This window comes from Streptomyces sp. NPDC030021 (genome assembly GCF_055574035.1).
Window position 1 is genome coordinate 166,961 of the sequence record NZ_JBVIAH010000002.1, and the last position, 25,944, is coordinate 192,904.

Annotated in this window: 22 protein-coding genes, 3 tRNA genes and 3 pseudogenes; 18 read left to right on the forward strand and 10 right to left on the reverse strand. The window is 71.6% G+C overall.

Annotated features, from left to right (window positions below):
- Positions 1-4: 4 nt before the first annotated feature.
- Both ACZ4YL_RS03845 and ACZ4YL_RS03850 read left to right on the forward strand, forming a co-directional pair.
- The gene (locus tag ACZ4YL_RS03845; RefSeq protein ID WP_468113589.1) at positions 5-601 is read left to right on the forward strand and encodes a hypothetical protein; all 597 of its coding nucleotides are present in this window, start codon (positions 5-7) and stop codon (positions 599-601) included.
- Positions 602-686: 85 nt separating this feature from the next.
- Positions 687-1,355 (forward strand): class F sortase, encoded by a 669-nt coding sequence (locus ACZ4YL_RS03850; protein ID WP_468113590.1) that lies wholly within the window; start codon positions 687-689, stop codon positions 1,353-1,355.
- An 81-nt stretch (positions 1,356-1,436) separates the two neighbouring features.
- On the opposite strand, the gene ACZ4YL_RS03855 is transcribed toward ACZ4YL_RS03850, so the two are convergent.
- Positions 1,437-1,510, reverse strand: a tRNA-Lys gene (locus tag ACZ4YL_RS03855).
- A 223-nt stretch (positions 1,511-1,733) separates the two neighbouring features.
- Between ACZ4YL_RS03855 and ACZ4YL_RS03860 the strand changes: the two genes are divergently transcribed.
- From ACZ4YL_RS03860 to ACZ4YL_RS03890, 7 genes and pseudogenes are all read left to right on the forward strand, one after another.
- Complete coding sequence (locus ACZ4YL_RS03860; protein ID WP_468114081.1) at positions 1,734-3,101, forward strand: peptidoglycan-binding protein; 1,368 nt, start codon at positions 1,734-1,736, stop codon at positions 3,099-3,101.
- Positions 3,102-3,277: 176 nt separating this feature from the next.
- Positions 3,278-5,017 carry an SPFH domain-containing protein gene (locus ACZ4YL_RS03865; protein WP_468113591.1) on the forward strand — a complete coding sequence of 580 codons (1,740 nt, stop codon included), beginning with the start codon at positions 3,278-3,280 and terminating at the stop codon, positions 5,015-5,017.
- A gap of 220 nt (positions 5,018-5,237) precedes the next feature.
- Positions 5,238-5,831 carry a lytic polysaccharide monooxygenase auxiliary activity family 9 protein gene (locus tag ACZ4YL_RS03870; protein ID WP_468114083.1) on the forward strand — a complete coding sequence of 198 codons (594 nt, stop codon included), beginning with the start codon at positions 5,238-5,240 and terminating at the stop codon, positions 5,829-5,831.
- 26 nt (positions 5,832-5,857) lie between these two features.
- Positions 5,858-7,528, forward strand: a complete 1,671-nt coding sequence (locus ACZ4YL_RS03875; RefSeq protein ID WP_468113592.1) for an AMP-binding protein — start codon at positions 5,858-5,860, stop codon at positions 7,526-7,528.
- A gap of 224 nt (positions 7,529-7,752) precedes the next feature.
- Positions 7,753-8,442: pseudogene (locus ACZ4YL_RS03880) on the forward strand (sensor histidine kinase); the annotation flags it as partial.
- A pseudogene (locus ACZ4YL_RS03885) lies at positions 8,409-8,897 on the forward strand (response regulator). The pseudogenes ACZ4YL_RS03880 and ACZ4YL_RS03885, both read left to right, overlap by 34 nt.
- 39 nt (positions 8,898-8,936) lie before the next feature.
- A tRNA-Lys gene (locus ACZ4YL_RS03890) sits at positions 8,937-9,010 on the forward strand.
- A gap of 114 nt (positions 9,011-9,124) precedes the next feature.
- Here ACZ4YL_RS03890 and ACZ4YL_RS03895 read toward each other — a convergent pair.
- Positions 9,125-9,883 (reverse strand): IclR family transcriptional regulator, encoded by a 759-nt coding sequence (locus ACZ4YL_RS03895; RefSeq protein ID WP_030012142.1) that lies wholly within the window; start codon positions 9,881-9,883, stop codon positions 9,125-9,127.
- A gap of 250 nt (positions 9,884-10,133) precedes the next feature.
- Here ACZ4YL_RS03895 and ACZ4YL_RS03900 point away from each other — a divergent pair, with 250 nt between their 5' ends.
- The 4 genes from ACZ4YL_RS03900 (at position 10,134) to ACZ4YL_RS03915 (ending at position 14,485) form a co-directional block, all read left to right on the forward strand.
- Positions 10,134-11,309, forward strand: a complete 1,176-nt coding sequence (locus ACZ4YL_RS03900) for an LLM class flavin-dependent oxidoreductase (RefSeq protein WP_468113593.1) — start codon at positions 10,134-10,136, stop codon at positions 11,307-11,309.
- 255 nt (positions 11,310-11,564) lie between these two features.
- Entirely contained in the window at positions 11,565-13,259 is a 1,695-nt protein-coding gene (locus ACZ4YL_RS03905) for a glycosyl hydrolase family 18 protein (protein ID WP_468113594.1), read from the forward strand.
- A gap of 157 nt (positions 13,260-13,416) precedes the next feature.
- Entirely contained in the window at positions 13,417-14,265 is an 849-nt protein-coding gene (locus tag ACZ4YL_RS03910) for a helix-turn-helix domain-containing protein (RefSeq protein ID WP_468113595.1), read from the forward strand.
- Positions 14,225-14,485 (forward strand): DUF397 domain-containing protein, encoded by a 261-nt coding sequence (locus ACZ4YL_RS03915; RefSeq protein WP_468113596.1) that lies wholly within the window; start codon positions 14,225-14,227, stop codon positions 14,483-14,485. Before ACZ4YL_RS03910 ends, ACZ4YL_RS03915 begins: the two co-directional genes overlap by 41 nt.
- Before the next feature lie 3 nt (positions 14,486-14,488).
- Here the strand turns inward: ACZ4YL_RS03915 and ACZ4YL_RS03920 are convergent, their stop codons facing one another.
- Positions 14,489-15,475 carry a helix-turn-helix transcriptional regulator gene (locus tag ACZ4YL_RS03920; protein WP_468113597.1) on the reverse strand — a complete coding sequence of 329 codons (987 nt, stop codon included), beginning with the start codon at positions 15,473-15,475 and terminating at the stop codon, positions 14,489-14,491.
- A gap of 265 nt (positions 15,476-15,740) precedes the next feature.
- Between ACZ4YL_RS03920 and ACZ4YL_RS03925 the strand changes: the two genes are divergently transcribed.
- The 4 genes from ACZ4YL_RS03925 (at position 15,741) to ACZ4YL_RS03940 (ending at position 18,860) form a co-directional block, all read left to right on the forward strand.
- Positions 15,741-15,923: a hypothetical protein gene (locus ACZ4YL_RS03925; RefSeq protein ID WP_468113598.1), complete on the forward strand. Its 183-nt coding sequence runs from the start codon at positions 15,741-15,743 to the stop codon at positions 15,921-15,923.
- Positions 15,924-15,928: 5 nt separating this feature from the next.
- Positions 15,929-16,255 carry a hypothetical protein gene (locus tag ACZ4YL_RS03930; RefSeq protein ID WP_468113599.1) on the forward strand — a complete coding sequence of 109 codons (327 nt, stop codon included), beginning with the start codon at positions 15,929-15,931 and terminating at the stop codon, positions 16,253-16,255.
- The gene (locus ACZ4YL_RS03935; protein WP_468113600.1) at positions 16,224-17,429 is read left to right on the forward strand and encodes an aggregation-promoting factor C-terminal-like domain-containing protein; all 1,206 of its coding nucleotides are present in this window, start codon (positions 16,224-16,226) and stop codon (positions 17,427-17,429) included. Before ACZ4YL_RS03930 ends, ACZ4YL_RS03935 begins: the two co-directional genes overlap by 32 nt.
- Positions 17,430-17,549: 120 nt before the next feature.
- Positions 17,550-18,860 (forward strand): tachylectin-related carbohydrate-binding protein, encoded by a 1,311-nt coding sequence (locus ACZ4YL_RS03940; protein WP_468113601.1) that lies wholly within the window; start codon positions 17,550-17,552, stop codon positions 18,858-18,860.
- Between the two features lie 100 nt (positions 18,861-18,960).
- Here the strand turns inward: ACZ4YL_RS03940 and ACZ4YL_RS03945 are convergent, their stop codons facing one another.
- Together ACZ4YL_RS03945 and ACZ4YL_RS03950 are read right to left on the reverse strand one after the other, a co-directional pair.
- Positions 18,961-19,671 (reverse strand): ALF repeat-containing protein, encoded by a 711-nt coding sequence (locus tag ACZ4YL_RS03945; protein ID WP_468113602.1) that lies wholly within the window; start codon positions 19,669-19,671, stop codon positions 18,961-18,963.
- 130 nt (positions 19,672-19,801) lie between these two features.
- Positions 19,802-21,673, reverse strand: coding sequence for a putative bifunctional diguanylate cyclase/phosphodiesterase (locus ACZ4YL_RS03950; protein WP_468113603.1), 1,872 nt, complete (start codon positions 21,671-21,673; stop codon positions 19,802-19,804).
- 373 nt (positions 21,674-22,046) lie between these two features.
- On the opposite strand from ACZ4YL_RS03950, the gene ACZ4YL_RS03955 reads away from it, so the two are divergent.
- Positions 22,047-23,252 carry a M6 family metalloprotease domain-containing protein gene (locus tag ACZ4YL_RS03955; RefSeq protein ID WP_468113604.1) on the forward strand — a complete coding sequence of 402 codons (1,206 nt, stop codon included), beginning with the start codon at positions 22,047-22,049 and terminating at the stop codon, positions 23,250-23,252.
- Positions 23,253-23,348: 96 nt separating this feature from the next.
- On the opposite strand, the gene ACZ4YL_RS03960 is transcribed toward ACZ4YL_RS03955, so the two are convergent.
- The 5 genes and pseudogenes from ACZ4YL_RS03960 to ACZ4YL_RS03980 form a co-directional block, all read right to left on the reverse strand.
- Positions 23,349-23,624, reverse strand: a complete 276-nt coding sequence (locus ACZ4YL_RS03960; RefSeq protein ID WP_468113605.1) for a hypothetical protein — start codon at positions 23,622-23,624, stop codon at positions 23,349-23,351.
- Between the two features lie 116 nt (positions 23,625-23,740).
- Complete coding sequence (locus tag ACZ4YL_RS03965) at positions 23,741-24,331, reverse strand: hypothetical protein (RefSeq protein ID WP_468113606.1); 591 nt, start codon at positions 24,329-24,331, stop codon at positions 23,741-23,743.
- Between the two features lie 60 nt (positions 24,332-24,391).
- Positions 24,392-25,069, reverse strand: coding sequence for a Crp/Fnr family transcriptional regulator (locus ACZ4YL_RS03970; protein WP_468113607.1), 678 nt, complete (start codon positions 25,067-25,069; stop codon positions 24,392-24,394).
- A gap of 167 nt (positions 25,070-25,236) precedes the next feature.
- Positions 25,237-25,310 (reverse strand) — tRNA-Lys (locus tag ACZ4YL_RS03975).
- Positions 25,301-25,925, reverse strand: a pseudogene (locus ACZ4YL_RS03980) (bifunctional DNA primase/polymerase). Before ACZ4YL_RS03980 ends, ACZ4YL_RS03975 begins: the two are co-directional and overlap by 10 nt.
- Positions 25,926-25,944: the final 19 nt, after the last annotated feature.

Here is a 25,944-nt window from a genome sequence, read left to right on the forward strand (position 1 = left end):
CACCATGCGCAGTGTTCCGATCGCTGTCCGCGCCACCGCGATGGCCGTCGCCCTGGCGGCATTCTCGGCGGTGACCGCGCCGATCGCCCTCGCGGGCGAGGAGGACCGCGGTGACCGCGGAGACCGCGGCAGCGTCACGGTCGACCCGAATCCGGCTCATCCCGGAGCGCAGGTCAAGCTGCGCGTCCAGGGCTGTGACGGCACCCGCGGAGCGGCCAAGTCCGCCGCCTTCGTGTCGGACGTCGACCTCTACGGCCGGGACGGCGGCCGCAGCCCGCTCTACGGCGACGCGATGATCAGCTCGCACGCCTCGCCCGGCTGGCACTCCGTCCGGGTGACGTGCGATGGCCACGACAAGGTCAGCGGCTCCGTCCAGATCTCCGAGTACCGCCCGTCCCACCACGCCTCGCCCGTCTGGCCGGTGCACGCGGGCGGCGGCGGCATGTCCGCCGAACTCGCGGCGCAGTCGGCCAAGAAGACCCACGGCGCCGACGGACCGGGGCTGCCGCACACGGTGATCGGCGCCGTCCTCGCCGCGGTCGCGACCCTGGCCGTCGCAGGCCGGGCGCTGGCCCTGCGCCGCCGCCGCAGCGGGGAGTGAGGCCGGTGGATGCCGGTGAGCGCCGGTGGATGCCGGTGGGCGCCCGTGAGCGCCCGTGAGCGCCCGTGAGTGCCGGTGAGTGCCGGTGAGTGAGGACAGGGCCTGCGCCGGCGGCCGGCTGCTGACCTTCGCCGCCTGGGCGGTACTGGTGCTCGGCCTGTGGCTGTGGGGCCGCCAGCTCACCGTGGCGCCGGCCCCGCCCGCCGGTCAGGCCGGCGGGACGGTGGGTCCGGGACTGCCGGTCGCGCACGCCCCGCTCTCCGCGGCTCCGCCCCAGCGCGTCGACGTGCCCTCCATAGGCATCCAGGCCCCGGTGATCTCCCGGGACCTGGACAAGGACGGGGCGATCGAGCCGCCCCCGTACGACCGGCCGGGCACGGTGGGCTGGTGGGGCCGGGGCACCCAGCCGGGGACGGCCGGGACGGCGCTGATGGTGGGGCACGTGGACACCCGCTCCAAGCCGGCGGTGTTCTACGGCCTGAGCTCCGCGCAGCCGGGCGACAAGGTGCGGGTGGTGCGGACGGACGGCTCGGTCGCCGAGTTCACGGTCGAGGACGTACGGGTCTACGAGCGCGCGGCCTTCGACGCCCACAAGGCCTACGGCCAGCGGGTCCGGGGCCGCGCCGAGCTGAGGCTGGTGACCTGCGGGGGCTCGTACGACAAGGTGGCCAAGGAGTACACGGCTAACGTGGTGGTGTCCGCCTATCTGACGGGCGTGGGAGCCCGCCCGGGCGCGCCGGGTACCGCGGCCTGAGGCCCTGCGCCGTCGGCGGGAAACGAACGGGAAACGAAGAAGCCCCCCGCAGCTTTCGCTGCGAGGGGCTTCCTCCGTCTGTGCGCCGCCAGGGACTCGAACCCCGGACCCGCTGATTAAGAGTCAGCTGCTCTAACCAACTGAGCTAGCGGCGCTTGCTGACAGGGAAAACTCTACCCCACCTCCAGGGGTGCCCGTGACCAGCCACGCCCACCTTGTCCGATTAACCCATGTTTGGGGGGTTCATCATGCACCATATGTCTGCGCGTGCCACATCTGATGCTTCATCAGCTGTGGCTCCGGCCGACCGGTGGACGAGTGGACGAGCAGGGGAGTGGACGGAACCGCATGACGATGCAGCCTCCGACGCATGTGCAGATGCCGATGCCCGGTTTCGAGGAGTACGAGCCCGCGGGCGACTGCGTGTGCCGGGGCTGTGCCCAGCGCCGCCGCGCCCTCGCCCGCGCGCGGGCCATACCGCTCCGGGACGGGGGGCACCCGGCCGCACGCGGCGCCCGCCGGGCGCTGGTGCTGGCCACCGCCGCGGGAGTGGTCCTCGGCGGCGGCAGTACGACCGCGGTGGCCGTGACCACCCCGGCCCCCGGACCGGTGGCCCTGGACGACCCGAGTTCTCCGCAGGGCGGCCGGACCCCGCTGCACGGCCCGAAGGGCGGGCCGGTGGGGAAGCCCGGCGCTCCGGCCATGCCCGGCGCGGTGCGGCGGATCGACCGCGCGACGATCATCAACCGGGCGAAGCTGTGGCTGGACGCGCAGGTCCCGTACAGCATGTCCGAGTACTGGATGGACGGGTACCGGCAGGACTGCTCGGGCTACGTCTCCATGGTCTGGAACCTCGGGTCGAACGAATGGACCGGCAGCCTCGACAAGTTCGCCACCAAGATCACCAAGGATGAGCTGCTGCCGGGGGACATGCTCCTCTTCCACAACCCGGCCGACCCCAACAACGGCTCGCACGTGGTCATCTTCGGTGGCTGGGTCGACTCGACGCACACGCACTACGTCGCCTACGAGCAGACGCGCCCGAACACCCGGAAGCTGGCCACGCCCTACGGGTACTGGAGCAACGCGACGAAGTACGTTCCGTACCGGTTCAACGGGGTACCAGGCGGAATCCTCCCGGACGTCCCGGACATCCCGGACGTCCCAGGTGTCCCGGGCGACCAGCCGCCGGCGGGCGCCAAGCCTGGGGACGCGACGGTCTTCCCGGGCGCGGACAAGTTCGGCCCCGGCGTCACCAACGACCACGTGGCCCAGCTCGGCCGGATGCTGATCGAGCGCGGCGCGTACCGCTTCTACCCCAAGGGCGTGGCCGACCGGACGTGGAGCGACCACGACAAGCTCGCCACCGCGGCCTTCCAGCGCGCACAGGGCTGGACGGGCGCGGACGCCGACGGCATTCCGGGCACCCACACCTGGAAGCTGCTGGTCGAGAAGCAGGGCAAGAACATCCCGCCGACGGTGGCGGGCGCGCCGGGGCCGGGCGGGGTACGGGCCTACCCGGGCGCCGCGGTGTTCCGCCCGGGCCGGTCGCACGAGGCCATCAGGGCCCTCGGCCGCCAGCTGGTGAAGAAGGGCTTCGGCAAGTACTACACATCCGGTCCGGGCCTGCGCTGGAGCGAGGCCGACCGCCGCAACGTCGAGGCCTTCCAGCGTGCGCAGGGCTGGACCGGCGCATCGGCCAACGGCTACCCGGGCCCGGAAACCTGGCGCCGGCTGTTCGCATGACGGAGGTAACGATGTTCCCCACGCGCACCACCTCGACGACGGGCACCCTCCGAGTGCCGCCGCTGGCCGCCCCGGTGGCGGTCCGGGCGGCGGATCCCACACCCGCGCCTGCCCCTGCCCCCGCGCCCGCGCCTGCCCCCGCGCCCGCGCCTGAGCCCGCCCCTGCCCCCGCAGTCATGCCGGCAGCTCACCCGGTGTGGGCCGCGCAGCCGGCGCCCGTGCCGGAGCCGGTGCACGCCGCCGTCGCCGTCGCGGCGCCGCGCGAGGCCGCCCCGCCGAGCCCGCCGCCCGCCCTGGTGGGCAGGCCCGCCATGCCGGAGCACGCCGTCGCTGCCGAGACCTCGTTCGGCTGGGCCGCGGCGCGGGCCGCCCGCCCGGCTCCCGAGCTGCCGCACGGGTGGGAGGTGCCGGCGGCCCGGGCCCATCCGTACGACGAGGGGGACCAGGGCGCCGCGGCCATCCCGCACCCGCAGGACGCGGAGGCCCCCGCCGGGGTGGCCACCGTGCGCCTGCGGACCGTCGAGGTCGAAGCCGAGGCCGACACCCGAGCCGAGCCCGAAGCCGCACCCGAAGCGGAAGCCGAAGCCGGAGCCGCGCCCGAAGCGGTGGCCGCGCCCGAGTATGAGCCCGAGCCCGAGCCCGAGCCCGAGTACGAGCCCGAGTACGAGCCCGAGTACGAGCACGAGACCGTCACCGCCCTCGAACCCGAACCCGAACCCGCGAACATGGCGCCGCTGCCGCTGCCGCTGCCGCTGCCGCCGCCGCACTCCGGCATCCCCGGGCCCGGACCGGTCGAGATCGTCGCCCAGGCCGTGGCCCGCGGCCTGGACGACGGCCGCGCCGCGCCGGACCTCCCGCGCCCCGGAGCCCGCCGGGGCGCCTCGGTCACCGAGGTGCCGGTGCACCTCCCGTTCCGCGGGACGCAGCAGCTCCCGGCGGTGCCGGCATCCGCACCCGCACCCGCACCCACCGCGCCCGCCGCCCGCGCCCCGCGCCCCGCCCCCGGACGTCGGGTCCCCCGCGGCGACGACCGGCTCCGGGAACACCGCGGCCCGGTGCTGCCCGGCTGGGTCGGCGTGGCCGTCGGCGGGCTCGCCCTCGCCGGCTGCGCGGCCGTGCTCTGGCGGGCCGGGGTCGTCCCCGCCGCCTTCGTGGCCGCCTTCGGCGCGACCCCCCGCGCCTACCACGGCCTGCGCGCCACCCACTGGCCGCCGCTCGCCTTCCTCGGGATCGTCGCCCTCGTGTCGCTCGGCGGACTCGGCCGGTCCCGCACCGGCCACGCCTGGGTGCTCACCCTCTTCGGCCGCTACCGCGGCACGGTCCGGCGTACCGGCCTGACCTGGGTCAGTCCCCTGCTCCTGCGCCGCCGGGTCGACGTACGCCTGCGCCACTGGCGCAGCGACCCGATGCCCGCCGTGGACTCGGGCGGCCTCGCCCTCCAGGTCGTCGTCCAGGTCGTCTGGCAGGTCAGGGACACCGCACGCGCCACCCTCGCCGTCGAGGACCACACGGAGTACCTCGCCGAGCAGGTCGAATCGGCGATGGCCCGCGTGCTGTCGCAGCTGCCCGCCGACGCCTTCCACGAGGACGCCCCGACCCTGCGCGACGCCGAGGCCGTCGGTGACGCGCTGACCCGGATGCTGGCGGCCGAGACCGAGGCGGTCGGGATCGAGGTGTTCTCTGCCCAGCCGACCCGGATCGAGTACGCGGCCGAGGTGGCCGAGGCCATGCGCCGCCGCCGGGTCGCGGCGATCGACGCCAAGCACCGGGACACCGTGCTGACCTCGGTCGTGGACGCCGTCGACGACACCGTCCACCGGCTGACGTCGCGCGGGCTGGTCGAGCTCGACGACTACGAGCGCAAGGCGCTGGTGAAGGACCTCACGGTCGCCTTCTACACGGGCCGCTCCGAGTAAAGGGCGACCGGGGGAGTCCGGAGGAGTCCGGAGGGGTTCAGGAGGGTCCAGCGGTACGGGAGCGGGTGGCCGGAAGTTACCGGACCACCCGTTTTCCCATTGGTATGGACATGGCCAACTCTCGTCAATAATCTGGGACTTGGTCTAGACCTAATCCCCGCACGCGCGCGCTCTCACCGAACTCCCCCCACGTTCAAGGAGCATCATGCGTCCCATCCGCATGCCCAAACGGGCCGGCGTCGCCGCGCTCGGCCTCGGCCTCGTCGCCGGGATCACCCTCGTCAGCGCCCCCACCGCCAGCAGTCACGGCTACACCGACACCCCGATCAGCCGCCAGAAGCTCTGCGCCAACCGGACCGTCTCCGACTGCGGCGCGATCCAGTGGGAGCCGCAGAGCGTCGAGGGCTTCAAGGGCTTCCCGGCCGCCGGCCCCGCCGACGGCAAGATATGTTCCGGCGGACTCTCCCAGTTCTCCGAGCTCGACGACCCGCGCGGCGGCGCCTGGCCCACCACGAAGGTGACCAGCGGGCAGAGCTACTCCTTCCGGTGGCAGTTCACCGCCAACCACTCCACCACCGACTTCAAGTACTACGTCACCAAGAACGGCTGGACCGGCACCAAGGCGCTCACCCGCGCCGACCTCGAACCCCAGCCCTTCCTCACGGTCGCCTACAACGGCGCCCGCCCCGCCATGACCACCGTCCACCAGGGCGCCATGCCGAGCGGCAAGACGGGCCGGCACCTGATCCTGGCCGTCTGGACCGTCAACGACACCCCGATGGCCTTCTACGCCTGCTCCGACGTTCAGTTCTGACGCTACGTCAGCTAACCTCCGGCGGCATGCGGACGACGACTGCACCCGAAACCGTCGCGGAGCTCATAGCGCGCCAATGGGGCGACCACCGGCCCGGGCTGAAGCACGAGAACGGTGTCCTCACCCACCACCGGACCGCCCAGGAGGCCGCCGCGCGCGCCGCGCTCCTCGTCGATCTCATGCCTCCGGGGGCCGAGCCGCACCTCGGGGTCCTGCTCGACAACACCCCCGAGTTCCCGTTCTGGCTCGGCGCGGCGGCCCTCGCCGGGGCCGCCGTCGCCGGGATCAACCCCACCCGGCGCGGCCCCGAACTGGCCCGCGACATCCTCCACACCGACTGCCGGATCCTGATCACCGAGCGCGCCCACCTGCCGCTGCTGCGCGGCCTCGACCTGCCCGGCGTACGCGTCCTGGTCACCGGCACCGAGGAGTACGAGACCCTGCTCGCCCCCTACGCCGCCGCCGAACCCGGCGAAGCCGCGCTGCGGGCCCCCGCACCCGACTCTCGCCTCCTGCTCTACTTCACCTCCGGCTCCACCGGCGCCCCCAAGGCCGCCATCTGCACCCAGGGCCGGCTCGCGGCCGCCGGAGCCGCGCTGGCCCGCCAGTTCACCGTCACCCCGGACGACGTCCACTACATCTGCATGCCGCTCTTCCACGGCAACGCCGTCATCGCCGACTGGCTGCCAGCGCTCGTCGGCGGGGCCCCGGTGGCGCTGCGCCGCCGCTTCTCGGCCTCCGGGTTCCTGGACGACGTACGGGCGTACGGGGCCACGTACTTCACCTACGTCGGGCGGGCGGTCCAGTACCTCCTGGCCACCGAACCCCGCCCCGACGACCGCGCCCACACCCTGCGCCTCGGCTTCGGCACCGAGGCCGGGGCGGTGGACGCGGCCCGCTTCGCCGAGCGGTTCGGGGTCCGGCTGGTGGAGGGCTACGGGGCCACCGAGGGCGGCGCGTCAGTCCAGCGCACCCCGGACACCCCGCCGGGCGCCCTGGGCCGGGCGGGCGGGGGCGACGACCTGGCGGTGATCGACCCGGCCACCGGCGCGGAATGCCCGCCCGCTGCCCTCGCCCCGGACGGCCGCCTGCTCAACGGCTCGGCGGCGATCGGCGAACTGGTCAACCGGGGCCGCAGCCTGTTCGAGGGGTACTGGCGCAACCCGGACGCGGAGGCCGACCGCACCCGCGACGGCTGGTACTGGACGGGAGACCTCTTCTTCCGCGACGCGGCGGGCTTCCTCTACTTCGCCGGCCGCACCGACGACCGGCTCCGCGTCGACAGCGAGAACCTCGCCGCGGCGATGATCGAGAACATCCTGGCCTGCTGGACGGACGCGGCGGCGGTCGCCGTCTACGCCGTCCCGGACGAGGTGGCGGGGGACCAGGTCATGGCGGCCCTCTCCCTCCGGGAGGGCGCGGCCTTCGACCCGTCCGCCTTCGGGACCTTCCTCTCCCGCCAGCCGGACCTGGGCACGAAGATGGCCCCGCGCTACGTCCGCATCGTCGAGGCCATGCCGACCACGGCGACGAACAAGATCCACCGCGTCTCCCTCCGCCGCGAGGGCTTCCGCTGCGCGGACCCGGTCTGGCACCGCTCCCCGTCCGGCGCCTACACCCCCCTGGACGCCCCGGCGCTGACCACCCTTCTCGCCGCGTACGAAGCCCAAGGCCGCACGGACCTCCTGACCCACTGACCCCCGCCCCGCCGTTGCCGGGCTCCGCCCCAGGGCTTTGAGGCGCGGGGCCGGGCGGGGCCCCCGGGGTGGGGCTGGGTATGCCCGGCGGACGCCCCCGGGGGTCATGGTCCGGGCGGCCCGCGGCTAGCGTGCCCGCACGGACGATCACCCCGACCCCCTGGCACGCCCTGGACCGCGGCCGGTACCTGCGTTCCGCCTGGCCCTGGCGGTCCGCCGGGTACCTCGCCGGGAGCGCCCTCACGGGGATCCCCGTCCTCCTCCATCCGCTCGGCGCCCTCGCCGGGGCCCGCGCCGCCCTCACCCGCGCGCTGCTCGCTCCCCGCGAGCGCGAGCTCCGGGGTCTGCTCGCCGAGGTCACCCGCTCCCGGGCCCGGCTCGTCGCCGCCTTCGAGGCCGAGCGCCGCCGGATCGAGCGCGATCTCCACGACAGCGCCCAGCAGCGGCTCGTCGCCCTCGCCGTGACCCTCGGCCTCGCCCGCCTCGACGCACTCCCGGGCCCGCTCGCCGACCGGCTCGCGACCGCCCACGACGAGGCCGGCAAGGTTCTCGCGGAACTGCGCGAGCTGATCCACGGCATCCACCCCCAGGTGCTCACCGACTACGGCCTCACCGGCGCCCTCGCCGACGTCGCCGAGCGTTCTGCCGTCCCCGTGGACGCCGATCTGGGTACCGGTCTGCCGCGCCTCCCGGAGTCCGTCGAGGCCGCCGCCTGCTTCGGGGTCCGCGAGGCCCTCGCCGACATCGGCAGGCACAGCGGCGCGGATCCGGCCGCCGGGTCCGGGCTGACCGGACTGGCCGACCGGATCGCGGTCCTCGATGGCAGACTGACGATCACCAGCCCGCCCGGCGGCCCGACCGTTCTGAGCCTGAAGATCCCGTGCCCGGTGATCAGCCCCACGAGCAGTCCCTGAACATCGTCCTCGCCGAGGACGGGGTCCTGCTGTGCGAAGGGCTCGTAGGCCTGCTGACGCGTTTCGGCCACCGGGTGGTGGCCGCCGTCGGGGACGCGGACGAGCTCCGTGACGCCGTGGCCGTCCACGCCCCGGACATCGTCGTGACCGACGTGCGGATGCCCCCGGGCCTGTCCGACGACGGACTGCGCGCCGCCGTGGAGCTCCGGGCGGCCCGCCCGGACCTGCCGGCGGCGGTGCTCAGCCAGTACGTGCAGCGCTCGTACGCCGCCGACCTGCTGGATTCCGGGGACGGCAGCGGCGTCGGCTACCTGCTGAAGGACCGGGTCGGTGTCCGAGGCGGCCGTCGGCAAACACATCGGGAACATCCTGGGAAAGCTCGACCTGCCGCCCGCCAGGACACTCACCGCCGTGTCCTGGCGGTCCTCGCCCACCTCCGCGGCTCATGGTTTTGAGCACCCCTGAGGACCAGGTAGTATTTTCTCTGTCAGCAGGCGCCGCTAGCTCAGTTGGTTAGAGCAGCTGACTCTTAATCAGCGGGTCCGGGGTTCGAGTCCCTGGCGGCGCACCTGTCCTTCGGGCGGTTTCCGGTTTCACCGGGAACCGCCCGAAGTGTTTTCCGGGGTCACTGGCCCACGGACCCACCGGCCCACTGGCACGCCCGCCGCTTCCGCCATCCGCCCTAGAGCGTGAGCGACAGCAGCAGCGGTGCGGCCTTCCGGTTCAAGGTGTCCGCCGCGGCCCGCAGCCGGTGCGCGTGCTCGACCGGCATCGACAGGGCCAGACAGCCCACCGAGGCCCCGGCCGTGATCGGGACCGCCGCGCAGACCGTGCCCACGGCGTATTCCTGCAGGTCCAGCATGGGCACGGTGGCGGGCTGGGCGTCCAGCTTGGAGAACAGGATCCGCTCGTTCACGATCGTCTTCGACGTGAGCCGGGCGATCTTGTGCCGGGACAGGTGGTCGCGCCGCCCGTTGAGGTCGAGCTGCGTCAGCAGACACTTGCCGACCGCACTGGCGTGGGCGGCGGAGCGGAAGTCGACCCACTCGTGCACCTTCGGGGTGCGGGGACTGTCCGCGAACTGCGTGATCCTGACCTCGCCGTCCACGTACCGGCTGATGTAGACGGCCGCACCGACCGAGTCGCGCAGCCGGTCCAGGGTCTCCTGGAGCTTGTCGGTGAGCGCCTGCTGCCGGTCGATGCCGGAGCCGAGCAGGACGAGGGAATCCCCTATGGCGTAAGCACCGTCGGACACCTGCAGGACATATCCCTCCCGGCGCAGCATGAGCAGCATCGGAGCGAGATGGGCTGCGGGCAGGCCGGTCTCACGCGCGATCTGCACGTCCGTCACACCGCCGGTGTGACGTGCGATCGTTTCGAGTACGCGTAGTGCGTACTGCACCGAGTGGAACGGCGCGGTCGGCTCGGGCTTCAGCGCCACGGTTTCCCCCTAGCAGGTTGTTACCGCTTGCCCTACCACGATAGCCACCAAGGGGCCGATGTGGAGCGCCTGTTGGTGAGATTGCTGGCTCAAAGATGTCTGTCTGCCTGGATCTACTCCAATGGCATATGCCACCGGCATGATCATCACCCCGCTCCTCCGGGAATGCCCGGCGGCCGCCCACGGTTCGAGTTCTTCGTACGGTGTCGCACTGATGCCGCACACACAGGAGAGCGAAACGGGAGCGACGATGAGTGACGCAGGGGACGACGCACAGGGCAGCGCGAGCGGGAGCGGCGAGGTGAACCGGAACGCGAACGGGCAGGCGAACCGGAACACGAACGGGCACGCGAGCGGCATCCGCGCCACCGCGCCGGGCCGGGCGACCGTACCGCTCTCCGTCCTGGACCTCGTCACCGTCGGCGCGGGCAGCACCGCCCACGCCTCCCTCCGCACGAGCGTCGAGATCGCCCGCCTCGCCGAGTCCCGCGGCTACCACCGCCACTGGGTCGCCGAGCACCACTCCATGCCCGGCGTCGCCAGCTCCTCGCCCGCCGTGATCCTGGCCCACCTCGCCGCGCACACCTCCCGCATCCGGCTCGGCTCCGGCGGGGTCATGCTCCCCAACCACGCCCCGCTCGCCGTCGCCGAGCAGTTCGGCACCCTGGAGGCGCTCGCCCCGGGCCGGATCGACCTCGGACTCGGCCGCGCCCCCGGCACCGACGGCCGCACCGCCGCCGCGCTGCGCGGACCCGGGCGCCTCGACGAGGCCGCCGACGAGTTCCCGCGGCAGCTCGCGGAGCTCACCCGCTTCCTCGACGACGACTTCCCCGACGGGCATCCCTACGCCCGCGTGCACGCCGTGCCGGGCCCAGTCCAGGGGCCCGCCGGCCGGCCGCCGCTGTGGCTGCTCGGCTCCTCCGGCTTCAGCGCCCGCCTCGCCGGCGAGCTCGGCCTGCCCTTCGCCTACGCCCACCACTTCTCGGCGGCCGGCACCCTGCCCGCACTCGACCTCTACCGCCAGAGCTTCCGCCCCTCGGCCGTCCTCGACGCCCCCTACGCCGTCATCGGCGTCTCCGCGCTCGCCGCCGACACCGACGAGGCGGCCCGCGCCCAGGTGCTCACGGGCGCACTGTCGATGCTGCGCCTGCGCACCGGACGGCCCGGCCTGATCCCGACGCCCGAGGAGGCGGCGGCGTACCCGTTCTCCCCGCTGGAGCGGGAGTTCGTCGACGGCTGGCTCGCGAACGTCGTCCACGGCACCCCCGACGAGGTCCGCACCGGACTCGACGACCTGGCGAAGCGGACGGGCGCGGACGAGCTGATGCTGACCGCCAACGCCCACAGCGGGGCGGCCCGGTTGCGCTCGTACGAGCTCATCGCAGACGTGTACGGAATGCCGGTGGAGGCGCCCGCCGCCGATTGACGGCGTGCGAACGGCGTTTGGCTGGTTTGTTGCCGAAACCTTGCGCGGAGCTGCCTGAAGGCAGCCTTAAACCGCTCGTCACCCGGGGTGGCGAGCGGTTTCTGATGTGCGCTCAAGTCTCTGACTTGGGGAAATAGCGCCTGAGTGGTCTAGTCCTTCTTTGGTCCGAACCATTGACGTGGGGGTGGAGTGATCGCTATCACTTCTCTCACCCGAACCGCTTGATCTCCCCTCCCACCCCCACGGAGACAGCTCATGCACATCCGTAAACCTCTCATCGCTGCCGCCGCCACGGCCGCGCTGGCCGCCGGAGCGCTGGCCTCCTTCGCGGGACTCGGCACCGCCCAGGCCGCCGACGCCTCGGCCGGCGCCGCAGCGGGCGGCGTCCGTATCGCCTACTACGACCAGTGGAGCGTGTACGGCAACGCCTTCTACCCCAAGCACCTCGACACCCGCGGCATAGCGGGCAAGCTGGACGTCATCAACTACTCGTTCGGCAACATCCACCCCACCAGCCTCACCTGTTTCGAGGCGAACAAGGCGGCGGGTGACGACAACAACCCCAACGCCGGTGACGGTGCGGGTGACTCGTACGCCGACTACCAGAAGTCCTTCAGCGCGGCCGACAGCGTCAGCGGGGTCGCCGACAAGTGGGACCAGCCGATCGTCGGCGTCTTCAACCAGTTCAAGCAGCTGAAGACCAAGTACCCCCACCTGAAGATCAACATCTCGATCGGCGGCTGGACCTACTCCAAGTACTTCAGCGACGCGGCGAAGACCGACGCCTCCCGCAAGAAGCTGGTCTCCTCCTGCATCGACCAGTACATCAAGGGCAACCTGCCCGTCGAGGGCGGCTACGGCGGCCAGGGCGTCGCGGCCGGCATCTTCGACGGCATCGACATCGACTGGGAGTACCCGGGCTCGTCAGGCGGCCACCTCGGCAACCACTACGCCCCCGAGGACAAGCAGAACTTCACGCTCCTGCTCAAGGAGTTCCGCGAGCAGCTCGACGCCTACGGCCAGGCCAACGGCGGCAAGAAGTACCTGCTGACCTCGGCCCTCCCGGCCGGCCAGGACAAGATCAAGTACATCGAGACGGACAAGATCGGCGCGTACCTCGACTACGCGAACATCATGACGTACGACATGCACGGCGCCTGGGACAGCGACGGCCCCACGTACCACCAGTCCCCGCTCTACTCCCCGGCGGGCGACCCGACCGACCCGATCGCGCCGGGCACCCAGAAGTACAGCATCGACAACGCGATCGACTCCTGGATCGACGGCAACCCGGCCTACGGCATCACCGGCGGCTTCCCCGCCAACAAGCTGACGCTCGGCTACGAGTTCTACTACCGCGGCTGGAAGGGCGTCCCCGCCGGGGCGAACAACGGCCTCGCCCAGTCCGCGACCGGCGCCTCCGGCGCCCGGCCCACCAGCCAGCAGGCCGGCATCGCCAACTACAAGGAGCTCGGCGGCCTCGTCGACAACCCGGCGACCACCTTCTGGGACGACCAGGCCAAGGCCTCGTACTTCTACAAGGACGGCGAGTTCTTCACCGGCCTGAACCAGAAGTCCGTCCAGGCCCGGGTCGACTACGGCAAGCAGCGCGGCCTGGCCGGCGCGATGATGTACTCCCTGCTCGGCCTGGACAACAACACCACGCTGCTCAACCAGATCTCGGACGCCCTCGGCGGCACCACGGTCCCGCCGACCACCCCGCCGACGACGCCTCCGACCACTCCGCCCACGACCCCGCCGACCACGCCCCCGACCACCCCGCCGACGGGCTGCGGCTCGACCCCGGCGTACGTCGCGGGCACGATCTACACGGCCGGCAACGAGGTCGCGCACAACGGCCGCAAGTACAAGGCCCAGTGGTGGACGCAGAACGAGACCCCGGGCACCACGGGTGAGTGGGGTGTCTGGAAGGACCTCGGCGCCTGCTGATCTCCCCCCACCCCGCGCCGAGCGACGCCTCCGCCCTGTCCCCTCTCCGGGGGCGGGGCGGAGGTGTGTGACATGTTGCGGGATTCCGGACATCGCTCCGTGTCGGTATCGCTACGCTCGGCCACAAGCTCGTTCTCCGCTTGGAGGTGCCGTTCTCATGGCCGTCGTCCGTGACATCGACCCCAGTGCCTCGCCGCTGGACTACTACAGCTACGAGCTGCGCCGGCTGAGAGAAGAGGCGGGCCTGAAGCAGGCGCAGCTGGGCGCGATCATCTTCTGCACGGGCTCCCTGATCGGCATGATCGAGAACGGCAAGCGGGTGCCGACGCGGGACTTCTCGGAACGGGTAGACGCGGCGCTGGGTACGGACGGGCACTTCTCCCGCCTGGTGGGCCTGGTCCTGCGGAGCGTCCTGCCGGTGTGGTTCCAGGCGTACGCGGAGATGGAGGCCCGGGCGACGTTCATCTCCACGTTCCAGTGCCAGCTGGTGTACGGACTCCTACAGACGGAGGACTATGCGCGGGCCGTCATGGGCGTCGAGAAGCCCGACACGCTCGACGCTGCCGTGGCGGGTCGCATGGATCGGCAACGCATCCTGGCACGCGACAATCCGCCGGTGCTGTGGGTGGTGCTGGACGAGGCAGCGCTCCACCGAGAGATCGGCGGCCGCGAGGTCATGCGCAACCAACTCGCCTACCTGCTGAGCCTTCAGGGCCGGCAGTGGCTGGAAATCCAGGTGCTGCCCTTCAAGACGGGTCAGCATGCGGCAATGATGGGCTCGTTCAACCTTCTGCGGTTCGACGGCGACCCGGACATCCACTACAGCGAGAGCTACGACTGCGGCCATATGACCGCCAACCCGCAAGTGATCAAGGAGCGTTCGGTCGGATACGCTCGCTTGCAGGCCGAGGCCCTCTCTCCCCGGGCGTCGGCAGATTTGATCGCTCGCGTAATGGAGGAACGCTATGGGAAGCATCCAGAACCTGCCGAGCGTGCTGTGGCGTAAGTCGTCCTACAGCGGCTCCAGTGGCGGCGACTGCGTCGAGTGCGCCCCGCTCGGCACTGCCGCCTGGCGCACGGCCTCGTACAGCGGGAACACCGGCGGCGAGTGCGTCGAGGTGGCTGCCCAGCCCTGCAAGGTGGCCGTCCGGGACTCCAAGAATCCCCGTGGGCCGGTCTTTGCGGTCACGGCAGCCGCGTTCACGACCTTCGTCCGGAGTCTCTGACCGTCAGAGCCAGCCCTGCTGGGCCGCTTTGAGGCCGGCTTCGAAGCGGCTCGTCGCGTGGAGGCGTTCCATGAGGGCGGACATCTGACGCCTGACGGTACGCATGGACACCCCGAGCCGCTTGGCCGCGGCCTCGTCCGTCATGCCCGAGGCCAGGAGCTTCAGCAGTTCCAGTTCCGTCGCGCTGGGGCGGGTGTCGCTGGGGCGGGGGCGGTCGGCTCCGAGCGGTACGGCGGAGTTCCACGTCTGCTCGAACAGGTTGGTCAGGGAGGCCACGATCCCGGGCGCGCTGGTGCACAGGGCGCCCAGACGGGAGTGGTCGGGGTCGATCGGGACCACCGCCACGGCCCGGTCGAATATCAGCAGGCGCGGCGGCAGGAGCGGACTCGTCCGCACCTGGCCGCCCTCTTCGGTCAGCCACCGCGCATAGGCCAGCGTCGTCGGGTCGTTGCGGGCGCTGTCCTGGTAGACCGAGCGCATCTCGATGCCGCGGGCCAGCGCGCGCCGGTCCAGCGGCCGGGAGGCCTCCAGGCTCGCCTCGGACAGTGCGCCGCCCGGCAGGATCGCCAGGCATTCCCGCTCCAGTCCGTGGGCGAGCTGCTCCAGCCGGCCCTGGATGGCGTCCATCCCCACGAGCCGCTCCGCGCCGTCGACCTCGGTGTTCGGGCTGAGTTCCGCGAATTCCGAGACCACCTGCGCTGCGGCCGCCTTGCTCCGGGCCAGCTCCTGCTGCTGCCGGGCCAGTTCCTCCTCCTGGCGGCGCAGCAGCAGCTCCAGGCCCAGTTCGGGTCTCACCGCGCGCAGCGCGCCCGGGCAGTCCCGGGACGGTCTGAGCAGGTCGAGGTCGACGAGCCGGTCCAGGCCCTCGCGGACCTGGGTCTCGGTGAGGCCGAGGCGGGCGCTGAGCTCGGAGATCCCTCCCGAAGGGTCGGCCAGCATGCCCCGGTACACGGCTTCCACGTCCGCCCCGAGACCCAATGTCTGCAGCATCTCCCAGCCCCCCGGCCGTAGTTGGGCCGCGCCCGGCGAGCGCCGCCTCCGCGATCGTAGGCGAAATCTGTCACCAAGGTGCCAGGCCTGTTGGTGACAGCCGGAACCTCTTCTGCGCCCGCCCCGTGGGCAGCAACATGGTGTTCACCGGGACGGCGGGGAGGAGACTCCCCGACTCAGGCCAGAGCCGCAAGGACGATCCGGACCAGCGCGCAGCACTCCGCACCGAACGCCTCGCTTCCGAGCCTGTGACCTGGGGGAAACCATGTCCCGCACCGCCCGCTTCGCCGCTGTCGCCGCCGTCTTCACCGCCCTCTGCGCCGGTGCGGTCACCACCACCCCGGTGACCGCCTCCGCCGGGCACCACCGCATCAGCGCCTCCGCCGACGGCAGCATCAACTGGGACACGGCGCCCGCCTCCGTCGAGGACAGCATCAACTGGGACTAGCCGGGATGCGCGTCGTCCGAGCCTCCCTCTCAGGGCCTCCTGCCGATCCGGACCAGGAGGGCGTGCTCGCGCTCGTCTCCGATCTGATCTGGGCCCACACCCCCGCCGCGCACGGCCTCGAACACCTGCGGGCCAAAGCCGCCCGCGACGGCGTGGACGTCTACCTCTTCCTGCGGGCCGCCTCCGAAGCCGCGGCCCTCACCCAGGCCCACGCCATCCTCGACGGCGCCCGCGCCCCACTGCGGGCGCACGGCTACCGCACCACCGAGCCGCACCGCGAACCTTCCTCAGGAGAACGCAGTGACCACCACCCTCCGTCAGGCTGCCCGTAAGAGCGCGGTGGCCGTCCTCTCCACCGCCCTCGGCGCCGGCCTGCTCACCGCCGCGGCCGTCGCCACCGCCCCGGCCGCCGAGGCCGCGACCACGTGCAGCGGGACCGCCTCGATCTACGGGGTCCTTCCCGACGGCCGTCTCACCTTCAGCACCATCACCCCGGCCACCGGCGCGCTGAAGAAGGTGCGGGTCGGGGCGGACCTGGGGTTCGAGCCCAAGGCGATGGCCACCCTCAACTTCAACACGGTGCTGGTGACATCGACGACGGGCGCGCTCTACCGCCTCGACGTCCTCACCAACAACGAGTCCCTCGTCCTGGAGCGCCCGCCCGTCAAGATCTTCGACAGCGGCTGGACCCACGACAAGCTCACCTACGACGGACACGGACACCTGTACGGCACGGCGGGCGGGGTCCTGCTCCAGTACCTGGTCTCACAGCCCAAGCCGACCGGCTCGGCGCACATCGGCCAGCGCAGGGAGGTGGGCAGCGGCTTCGTCCTGAAGACGCTCACGGCCGCCGGAGACGACCGCCTGCTCGCCACCACGTCGGCCGGCGCGCTCTACTCCTACAAGGTCAACAGTGATGGCACCTGGGACCGCGACGACCTCAAGACCTCCGGCTGGTCCGGCTTCGACCAGGTCGTATCCCCCGGCGGCGGCCTCTACTACGGCCGGATCGAGACCACCGGCGCCATGTACTGGTACAAGGACGCCAACCCGGCCGACGGCAGCGGCAGCGACATCGCCTACCACAACGACACCCCCGTCAACACCGGCGGCTGGACGCAGCAGCTGCTCTCCGCCCAGCCTGCGACCTTCAGCTGCACCACCACCGCGGACCCGCTCGACGGCAAGGACATACCCGCCGTGAAGGCGGCCGGCCGCGACCTGATGAACAAGTACGACGGCGGCGCCTGGAACAGCCCCACCCAGTGGAACTGCCTGGAGCAGCTCTGGGACCGGGAGAGCGGCTGGCGCTACTGGGCCGACAACCCGAACTCCACGGCGTACGGCATCCCCCAGGCCCTGCCCGGTTCCAAGATGGACGCCTTCGGCGACGACTGGCGCACCAACCCGGTCACCCAGATCAAGTGGGGCCTGTCCTACATCGATGGCCAGTACGGCACGCCCTGCGGCGCCTGGACCCACTTCCTGAACAACAACTGGTACTGAGGCGCCCCGAGCCGCGCACGCCCACCCGCGCCCGCTCCCCGCGCTCTCACCCCTTCTTCCTCCCTCACTTCCCCGGCCCGACGCGCGTACGTCAGGGCTGCCCAGAATCCGGAGACACCCATGTCCTCGTCGTCCCTCAAGCGCCGCCTCGCCGCCACCCTGGCCGTCTCTGCCACCACCCTCGGCATGGTCACCCTCACCTCGGCGCCGGCCCAGGCCGCCGCGATCTGCGGCGGCAACGTGTCGGTCTACGGCACCCTCCCCGACGGACGCCTCACCTATACGGCGATAGCCCCCAACACCGGCGACCGCGTCAAGACCCTGATCGGCGCGAACCTCGGCTTCACGCCCAAGGCGATGGCCACCCTCAACTTCAACACCGTCCTGGTGACCTCGACGGCCGGCGAGCTGTACCGCGTCGACATCCAGACCAACGACAGCGCCCTGGCCCTGGCCGGAGTCACCAAGATCTGGGACAGCGGCTGGACCTTCGACAAGCTGACCTACGACGGCGCCGGTCACCTCTACGGCACGGTCGGCGGCGAGCTCCACCGCTACAACGTCTCCCAGGCCAAGCCCAGCGGGCCCGCCCACATCGCCAAGCACGCGGTGATCGACACGGGCTTCGTCCTCAAGACGCTCGCCGCCGCCGGAGACGACGTCCTGATCGCCAGCACGGCCGACGGCCGACTGCTCTCCTACCAGATCAACGGCGTCGGAGACTGGGAGAGTTCGGTGCTCAAGAGCTCCGGCTGGTCGGCGGTCGACAACCTCGTCTCGCCCGGCGGCGGCCTCTACTACGGCCGTACGAACGGCGGGATGTACTGGTACCACGACGCCGACCCCACCGACGGCAAGGGCGACGACATCGCCTACCACCCCGCCGACCCGGTCGACGCGAGCGGCTGGACCCAGAGCCTGCTCTCCGCCTTCGCCAACGACTGCACCTACCAGCCGCCGGCGCCCCCGACCCCCACCCCCTCCACCAAGGGCGGACAGATCGCCCGCAGCGAGATCATGAGCCGCGCCGCGAACTGGCTGAGCCGTGACATCCCCTACAACCAGGGTGCCTACGCGAGCGACCCGGACGGCGACCACACCTACCGCACCGACTGTTCCGGCTTCGTCTCCATGGTCTGGCACGCCGATACCAGCTACACGACCCAGAGCCTGCCGGGCGTCGCCGCCACCATCTCCAAGTCCGACCTCCAGCCCGGCGACGCGCTGAACACCCTGGACGGGCACGTGGTGCTCTTCGAGAAGTGGGTCGACAAGGCCGCCGGGAAGTTCTCGTACATCCACGAGGCCAACACCAACGACGACATGATGCGCGGTCAGGACTACCTCAACGGCGGCACCGACGGCCGCATCGCCGGCCACGCCGCCTCGGGCTACGTCGCCCTGCGCTACGACAAGGTCGTGAGCGGATAGCCGGCCGGGCCGGAGGGCCACGTAGGTGAAGGCCGGACCGCCCGATGGGCGGTCCGGCCTTCACCTACGGGTTACGGGTCCTTGCGGCCGCTCGCGGCGGTCAGACCTGGAACTGGCCGACCGTGATGAAGTAGCGCAGCTCCTCCGGGGTGCCGTCCACGACCTTCTGGGCCGCCGCGTACAGGGCCGGGCTGATGCCGGGGCGGGCCAGGATCCGGGCGACTTCCACCCGGTCGTCCTCGGCCTGGGCCAGCCGCAGGCCGGTCTTCAGGAACGCGGCACGGTCGGCGGCGGTGCCGTTGAAGGCCTTGATGGCCTCGCGCTTGACGCCCTTGCCCGAGGCCGGGTCACCGTAGATCTTGGCGATGGCGACGCGGTTGTCCTCGTCCTGGGCCTTGGCGAGGCCGGTGGCGAGGAAGGCGATGCGGTCGGCCGTGGTGCCGTCGAGGGCTTTGCCGGCCTCGCGGATGACCGCCTTGCCCGGCTTGCCGGCGAGGATCTTGGCGATGGCGACCCTGTTGTCCTCGTCCTGAGCCTTCGCGAAGCCCGTGGTCAGGAAGGCCACGCGGTCGGCCGGGGTGCCGCTGAGGGCCGCGTTGGCCTCGCGGATCACGGCCTTGCCGCTCGCCGGGTCCGCCAGGATCTTGGCGATGGCGACGGCGTTCTCCGTGTCGGAGCCCAGCACCGCGCTCGCCGGAGCCGTGACCGACGCCTTGACCGGCGCGGCGGTGGCGAGGGACGGGGTGGCGAGCAGCAGGGCCGGGGCGAGGGCGCCGGCGGTCAGGGCGAGCGCGGTACGGGTGAGCTTCATACTGGTGTTCCCCCATGGATCACGGAAGTTGGTCAAAAGCCTTTGCCCGGTGATCGTTTCAAGGGGATTTCGGCCTGTCCAACGCCCAAATAGCATCAAAGTGAACGCAGAACAGGGAAGTGGAATGCCGCTAGAGGCGGTTCTCCGCACCCGGCTTGGTGCCGATCATCTCGGCGATCCGCTCCGGGGCCACCGCCCGCGAGTAGAGCCAGCCCTGGCCCGTGTCGCAGCCGACGCGCCGCAGCCGCGCGGCCTGCCCCGCGGTCTCCACGCACTCCGCGGTCACCGTCAGGCCGAGCCGGTGGGCGAGCTGGACCAGGGCTTCGACGATCGTCTCGTCGGCCGGGTTCGGGTGCGTGCCCTCCTCGTAGCGGAATCCGCGCACGAACGAACCGTCCAGTTTCAGAACTGATACAGGAAGCCTGCTGAGGTAGGCGAGATTCGAGTAGCCGGTGCCGAAATCGTCGATCGCGATCCGCACGCCCATGTCGCTGAGGGCCTGAAGGGCCTGGAGGGGACGTCCGGCCGAGCCCATCACCGCCGACTCGGTCAGCTCCAGCTGCAGCAGCTGTGGGGCGAGGCCCGTCTCGGCCAGGATCTCCGCGACATCGCCGACCAGATCCGAGTCCCAGACCTGCCGGACGGCGACGTTCACCGACACGAAGACGGGGGAGTCACTGGGCTGTTCGATCTGCCAGCGGCGGGCCTGCCGGCAGGCGGTCCGCAGCACCCACTGTCCCAACTGGACGATGGACCCGTCCTCTTCGGCGATCCCGATGAACCGATTCGGCGTGAGTGTGCCGAATTGCGGGTGGTTCCAGCGCACCAGGGCCTCGACCCCGCGCACCGCGCCGCTCTCCAGGTCCACCAGTGGCTGGTACTCCAGCTCGAACTCTCCCCGTTCCACGGCCGGCCGGAGCGTGGAGGAGAGTGCCTGGCGGGTCATCCGGTGCGCGTTGCGCTCCGGGTCGAACAGCGTCCAGCGGGCCTTGCCGTCCGCCTTGGCCCAGTACAGGGTCGTGTCGGCGGCCTGCATCAGGCCGGTCGCCGAGGTGCCGGCCGCCGTCCGCTCCACGACCCCGATCGAGGCGGAGACGGACAGCCGCTGCCCGGCCAGGTCGAAAGGTTCCTGTACGGCGGCGAGAACGCTCCGCGCCAGGTCGGCGAGCTGTTCGGTGCCGGTGGAGTCCTCGACCAGCAGGGCGAACTCGTCACCGCCGAGGCGCGCGACCAGGTGCCCGCCGGTGCGCCCGTAGCCGGACTGGTCGGCGCACTGGGTGAGCCGGGCGGCGACGGCGGTCAGCAGCCGGTCGCCGACCCGGTGGCCGAGGGTGTCGTTGACGGCCTTGAACCCGTCGAGGTCCAGGTAGCACAGCCCGATCCGGCCGGTGCCGCCGCCGTGTTCGTACGAGGCGGCCTCCAGGGCGGAGGAGAGCCGCTCGAAGAACAGGGCGCGGTTCGGCAGGCGCGTGACCGGGTCGTGCATCTGGAGGTGGCGCAGGCGGGCCTGGAGGTCGCGGCGGTCGCTGATGTCGGCCACCGACAGCAGGACGTCCCCGGTGCCGGGGACGGGTCCGAGCGTGACCTCGGTCCAGAGCGAGTGCCCGTCGGGGTGCTTGAGGCGGCGGGTGCAGCGCAGCCGGGCCTGCCGGCCGCGGAGCACCTCCTGGTACGCGGCCCAGGTGCGGGCCTCCGCGGCCAGGTCGACCAGGTCGGCGGCGGACCGGTGGACGAGCGCGTGGGGTTCGCTGCCGAGCAGCCCGGCGAAGGCCTGGTTGGCGGCGACCACGTAGCCCTCGCGGTCGACGACGGCCATGGCGAGGTGGGCCGCGTTGAACGCGGCCCGGTAGTCGCGCAGGTCGGAGTCGGCGCGGTACGACGACGCCGGCGCGGCCTGGGTGGCCGATGCCGACGGCACTGCCGGCACTGCCGGGTGACGCTCCGTAATGGCCGATCGGTTGCTGTCGGCCGCCGAACCGGTTCCTTCTGAGGTTCCGCTCACCGTTGGCTCCCGCAGTGTTCGTGAGTGTCCGCGCAGGAAAGTGTGCCGATCATAGAGGCTGCCGGGAGGCCCTATCCAGCGGCGCCACCGGTTGAGACGGTTCAGTTCGGCGTGATGACGGATCGGTGGCGCAAGACCGGGCGATCGTTTCTGCACGGCTCTGAGCATGAGGGGGCCCCTGCTGATCTCAGGTGATCGGTCGTGACGTTCTGTAGGCAGAGGCGTGAAGTTCGAGGGTCACCGACTTGCCGTATTACTCACCCGTGTGGGGCAGCGGAACAGGGCATTAGTAAGACAATCGCCTCAAGGTGGATGAACAGGCACGAATCCACCACCGGAGGTCGATGTGGCGCGACAGCAGACACCCGGGGGAGTGGAACGCTCCATCAGAAGTACCGCCGCGGCGCTCACCTCCCTGACGGCGCTCGCCGCCATGTCGCTCGTCGCCGGTCCCGCGGTGGCCGACTCGGGATCCGCACCCTGTGCGCTGACCCGTACCTCGGCGCACCACTCCCTCGGCCTGGACACCTGGAACGGCGCCTACCCCAAACCCGAGCGCACACTCAACGCCGTCATGGTCTTCCTCTCCTTCCCCGACCACCGCAGCGCCCTGAAGACCGAGGAGATCGTCGGCGACTACTTCCCCGCCACCAGCGACTTCTTCGAGCAGGCCTCGTACGGGAGGTTCCGGCTGGTCCCGCACCCGCAGAAGCAGTGGATCCAGATGCCCAAGCCGTCCACCGCGTACGGGATAAAGCGGGACTGGGCCGCCGGGGACCGGGCTTCCTACCTGCGGGACGCGGTCGCCACCGCCGACGCCCAGGTGGACTTCCGCAAGTACGACGTCGTCTACTTCGTCGCCGACCCGGACGCGCCCGGCGTGGACTCCGACGCCACGAAGGTCGTCAACTTCGAGAACCCGATCGTCGCGGACGGCACGGAACTGCGGCGGATCGTCACCGTCTTCGAGCGCCACCCGCCGGACCGGAACGTGCTGGCCCACGAGACCGGGCACGTCTTCGACCTGCCCGACCTCTACCACCGGCCCACGGACGGCAAGGGTGACTGGGACACGTACGTCGGGGACTGGGACGTCATGGGCAGCCAGTTCGGCATGGCCCCGGACCTCTTCGCCTGGCACAAGTGGAAGCTGGGCTGGCTGGACGCCTCCCAGGTCGACTGCGTGCAGTCGGGCTCCTCGCTGCACACCCTGCAGCCGCTGGCCCAGGCCCCGCCGAGCGGCGGAACGGGCGGCACCCGGCTCGCGGTGATCCGTACGGGCCCCGGCAGTGCGATCGCCGTCGAGGCGCGGGGCTCCGCCGGCAACGACGGGGACACCTGCACGGAAGGCGTCCTGGTCTACCGGGTGCGCAACGAGGCCTCGTCGGGCGGCGGCCCGATCGAGGTGCTGGACGCGCACCCGTCGACGGAGGCGTGCTGGGACCGCTCGGTGTACCCGCCGCTGGCGGACGCGCCGCTGGAGGTGGGCGAGACGTACACCGTGCCGGGGGAGCGGATCACCATCGAGGTGGCGGACCGCACCCGGTCGGGCGCGTACACGGTGAAGATCACGACGTGACCGCGGAGCGCTCTGCCGGGCGCTCCGCGGGACGGCGAAGAAGGCCCCCACACGCGTGGGGGCCTTCTTCGCCGTCCGTGCGCGGTCCCCAGGGGGCTATGCGGGGGCGGCGCGTCGCCAGGTGACGGCGATGTCCGCCACCACCAGGATGGCGATCACGATCACCAGCGCCCAGAGGTTCTCACCGTGGACATCGCCGAACGGGATGTAGACGGCGAGGCCGGCGGGTGCCATGCCCCGGTAATGGGCGACGGCCTTCGTCGCGTTGCGGGGAAGCGGTACGGGCAGGTTGGCGATCCGCCAGGCGGACTGCGGCTCGGGCTGCTGCTCGTCGTGGGGCCGGCCGTCAGGCCAGGTCGGGGTAGTGTCCATGACGTCGTGTCCTCATCTCTGGGCGTGACTGAGCGGTGAGGTGGGCTGCGTTTCCTTGGCCGGGGCGCAGCACACCCGCCGTGCGGAACGGTCGGAGAGCGGAGAGCGGAGAGCGGTCAGCCGGCCGGAAGCGGGCCGGGCGACACGATCGCCACCCAGGCCTGAACGGCGGCTTCCTTCGTGCTGAGCAGAGTGCGACGGAACGGGCCGAGGGGCAGGCGGTGCTGATCCGGCCCCAGCCGGAGCCAGGTCGCATCGGTCACCGCCAGGACGAGTTCGCCGCGGCCGCCGGCCAGGGCGAGCCGGAGCTCGGGAGCGTCCAGGAGCCGGAAGGCATGGCTGATGTCCCTGCCGACGTGGCCCCTCTCGTCCTGGAGCGTCATTCCCGTGTGCAGGACGGCGCGCAGCTGTATCTGTTCCTGGCGTACGGCCGCCGCGTTGTGGTCGTGGAGCGCTGCGGCCAGCGCCGGCACGACGGTGTCGACGACGAGGCCGGGTTCGACGACGGCATCGAGAAGGCTCATGATGCCGTCCCCGCGGTCGAGCATCTCGCAGGCCGCAGGTGGAATGTCTGCCTTCCGGAGTCCGGTGGCCAGGGCGTCGTACAGGACCCGCCGCATCGCCAGACAGGCGCTGTCGGTGCGATCGGATCGGGTGAAGCCCACGATGTCGAGGCCCAGGAAGGTCTTGCGCACGGGCATGTGCATACGGTTACGCTAACACACTGTCAGTCCTACACGGAAGAAGTGTGAAAATTACCAGTCCGGTCAGTTGTCGTCGGCCAGGACCTGCAGGGCCGGAAGGTCGATGACGGCGATCCGGCCGCGGCTGGTGGTGACCAGGTCCTGGTTGCGCAGCAGGTTCAGGGCCTTGGCGACGGCCTCGCGGGACGCCCCGATCATCGCCGCCAGTTCGCTCTGGGTCACGGGCAAGGTCAGCGACGGGGAATCCGGGCCGCCCGAGGGCGTACCGAGCTGCTCGGCGAGGGTGACGAGCTGCGTTGCGATCCGCTGCAGGACGTTCTGGGACGCCATGTCCAAGCGGGCCTGGTCCGACTGGCGCAGACGGGTCATCAGGATGCGCACCAAGGTGCGCAGGACCTCCGGGTGCGTCTCCAGGAAGCCGTTGAGCTGGGCGGCGGTGACGATGGTCGTCGTGACGTCGGTCTTCGCGATCACCGAGGCGGACCGCGGCTGGCCGTCCAGCGCCGCCATCTCGCCCACGATGTCGGGGCCTTCGCGGAGCCCCAGGATGACCTCGTGGCCGGTCTCCGCGGTGACCACGATCTTGGCGATGCCCTCCTGCAGCAGGACCGCGTGCGACGACGGCTCGTGCTCGCGCAGGATCACGTCTCCTGCCGCGTACCGGACCTGGACGCCAAGGTTTCGAAGAGCGGCCGCATGCTCACCGGCCAGGGCTTCCCACAGATCGCTCTTGCCAGTCATGAGTGCTTCCTCGGTTGGTGCGCGCGACCCGTACAACGTAGACCACAACCCGATCCGACCATGCGGGCTCCTGAAGGTCGGCCACGGCCTCTCGCCGGCAACGGCCGCAGGAACGCCGAAGGCCGCCCTTCCCGAAGGAAGAGCGGCCTCTGACGTTTGCCTCGCTGTGCGCCGCCAGGGACTCGAACCCCGGACCCGCTGATTAAGAGTCAGCTGCTCTAACCAACTGAGCTAGCGGCGCTTGCTGACGAGGAAGACATTAGCAGGAGGATCCGCGGAACGAAAAATCGATATCCCCAGGTCCCGTCGGTGCGGGGCTGCGGGCCGCCCGTACGAAGGCCCAGAGCAGGGCCTCGGGCCCGGGAAGCCAGGGCTCGCGCGCGTCAGGGGCCACCAGCCACCGGGACTGCCCGGGCGTGGCGGCCAGCGGCGGCACGGTGACGGCGTCGCCGCGGCCGTGGCACAGCGGCGCTGGGGCGGTGCGGGAGCCGCCCCACTCCTCCCACGCCAGCAGGGCGGGCAGCCGGTGCGCGGTGCCGGGGGCGGCGAAGAGCAGCATCCGGCCGCGGTGCACGGCGACCGGCCCGGAGCCGGGGCCCTCGGCCCACAGCAGGTCGAGGATGCGGCGCCCGAGGACGAGCGGGACGTTGACGACATCGAAGGGGTCGCCGCAGGGCAGCGTGGCGGGCAGCCCGGGCCGCGCCTCCCACACCGCGAGGGTGCGCCGGGGGTGGGAGGCCGCGGAGGTGAGCCAGGCGGCGCCCTGAGGCGTGACGTGGGTGGCGGGTGCGGTGCGGGTGCGCTCGCCGCGCGCGTGGAGGGCGGTGCAGCCGGGAGCCTTCGTCAGCGTCGTCATATGCCACTGTCTACCCGCC

Excerpts from the sequence above, each read along its gene's own strand:
- ACZ4YL_RS03845 (WP_468113589.1), top strand. The coding sequence starts at position 5 with ATGCGCAGTGTTCCGATCGCTGTCCGCGCCACCGCGATGGCCGTCGCC.
- ACZ4YL_RS03860 (WP_468114081.1), top strand. The coding sequence starts at position 1,734 with ATGCCGATGCCCGGTTTCGAGGAGTACGAGCCCGCGGGCGACTGCGTG.
- ACZ4YL_RS03865 (WP_468113591.1), top strand. The coding sequence starts at position 3,278 with ATGCCGGCAGCTCACCCGGTGTGGGCCGCGCAGCCGGCGCCCGTGCCG.
- ACZ4YL_RS03870 (WP_468114083.1), top strand. The coding sequence starts at position 5,238 with ATGCCCAAACGGGCCGGCGTCGCCGCGCTCGGCCTCGGCCTCGTCGCC.
- ACZ4YL_RS03875 (WP_468113592.1), top strand. The coding sequence starts at position 5,858 with ATGCGGACGACGACTGCACCCGAAACCGTCGCGGAGCTCATAGCGCGC.
- ACZ4YL_RS03900 (WP_468113593.1), top strand. The coding sequence starts at position 10,134 with ATGAGTGACGCAGGGGACGACGCACAGGGCAGCGCGAGCGGGAGCGGC.
- ACZ4YL_RS03905 (WP_468113594.1), top strand. The coding sequence starts at position 11,565 with ATGCACATCCGTAAACCTCTCATCGCTGCCGCCGCCACGGCCGCGCTG.
- ACZ4YL_RS03910 (WP_468113595.1), top strand. The coding sequence starts at position 13,417 with ATGGCCGTCGTCCGTGACATCGACCCCAGTGCCTCGCCGCTGGACTAC.
- ACZ4YL_RS03915 (WP_468113596.1), top strand. The coding sequence starts at position 14,225 with ATGGGAAGCATCCAGAACCTGCCGAGCGTGCTGTGGCGTAAGTCGTCC.
- ACZ4YL_RS03920 (WP_468113597.1), bottom strand. The coding sequence starts at position 15,475 with ATGCTGCAGACATTGGGTCTCGGGGCGGACGTGGAAGCCGTGTACCGG.
- ACZ4YL_RS03925 (WP_468113598.1), top strand. The coding sequence starts at position 15,741 with ATGTCCCGCACCGCCCGCTTCGCCGCTGTCGCCGCCGTCTTCACCGCC.
- ACZ4YL_RS03930 (WP_468113599.1), top strand. The coding sequence starts at position 15,929 with ATGCGCGTCGTCCGAGCCTCCCTCTCAGGGCCTCCTGCCGATCCGGAC.
- ACZ4YL_RS03940 (WP_468113601.1), top strand. The coding sequence starts at position 17,550 with ATGTCCTCGTCGTCCCTCAAGCGCCGCCTCGCCGCCACCCTGGCCGTC.
- ACZ4YL_RS03945 (WP_468113602.1), bottom strand. The coding sequence starts at position 19,671 with ATGAAGCTCACCCGTACCGCGCTCGCCCTGACCGCCGGCGCCCTCGCC.
- ACZ4YL_RS03960 (WP_468113605.1), bottom strand. The coding sequence starts at position 23,624 with ATGGACACTACCCCGACCTGGCCTGACGGCCGGCCCCACGACGAGCAG.
- ACZ4YL_RS03965 (WP_468113606.1), bottom strand. The coding sequence starts at position 24,331 with ATGCACATGCCCGTGCGCAAGACCTTCCTGGGCCTCGACATCGTGGGC.
- ACZ4YL_RS03970 (WP_468113607.1), bottom strand. The coding sequence starts at position 25,069 with ATGACTGGCAAGAGCGATCTGTGGGAAGCCCTGGCCGGTGAGCATGCG.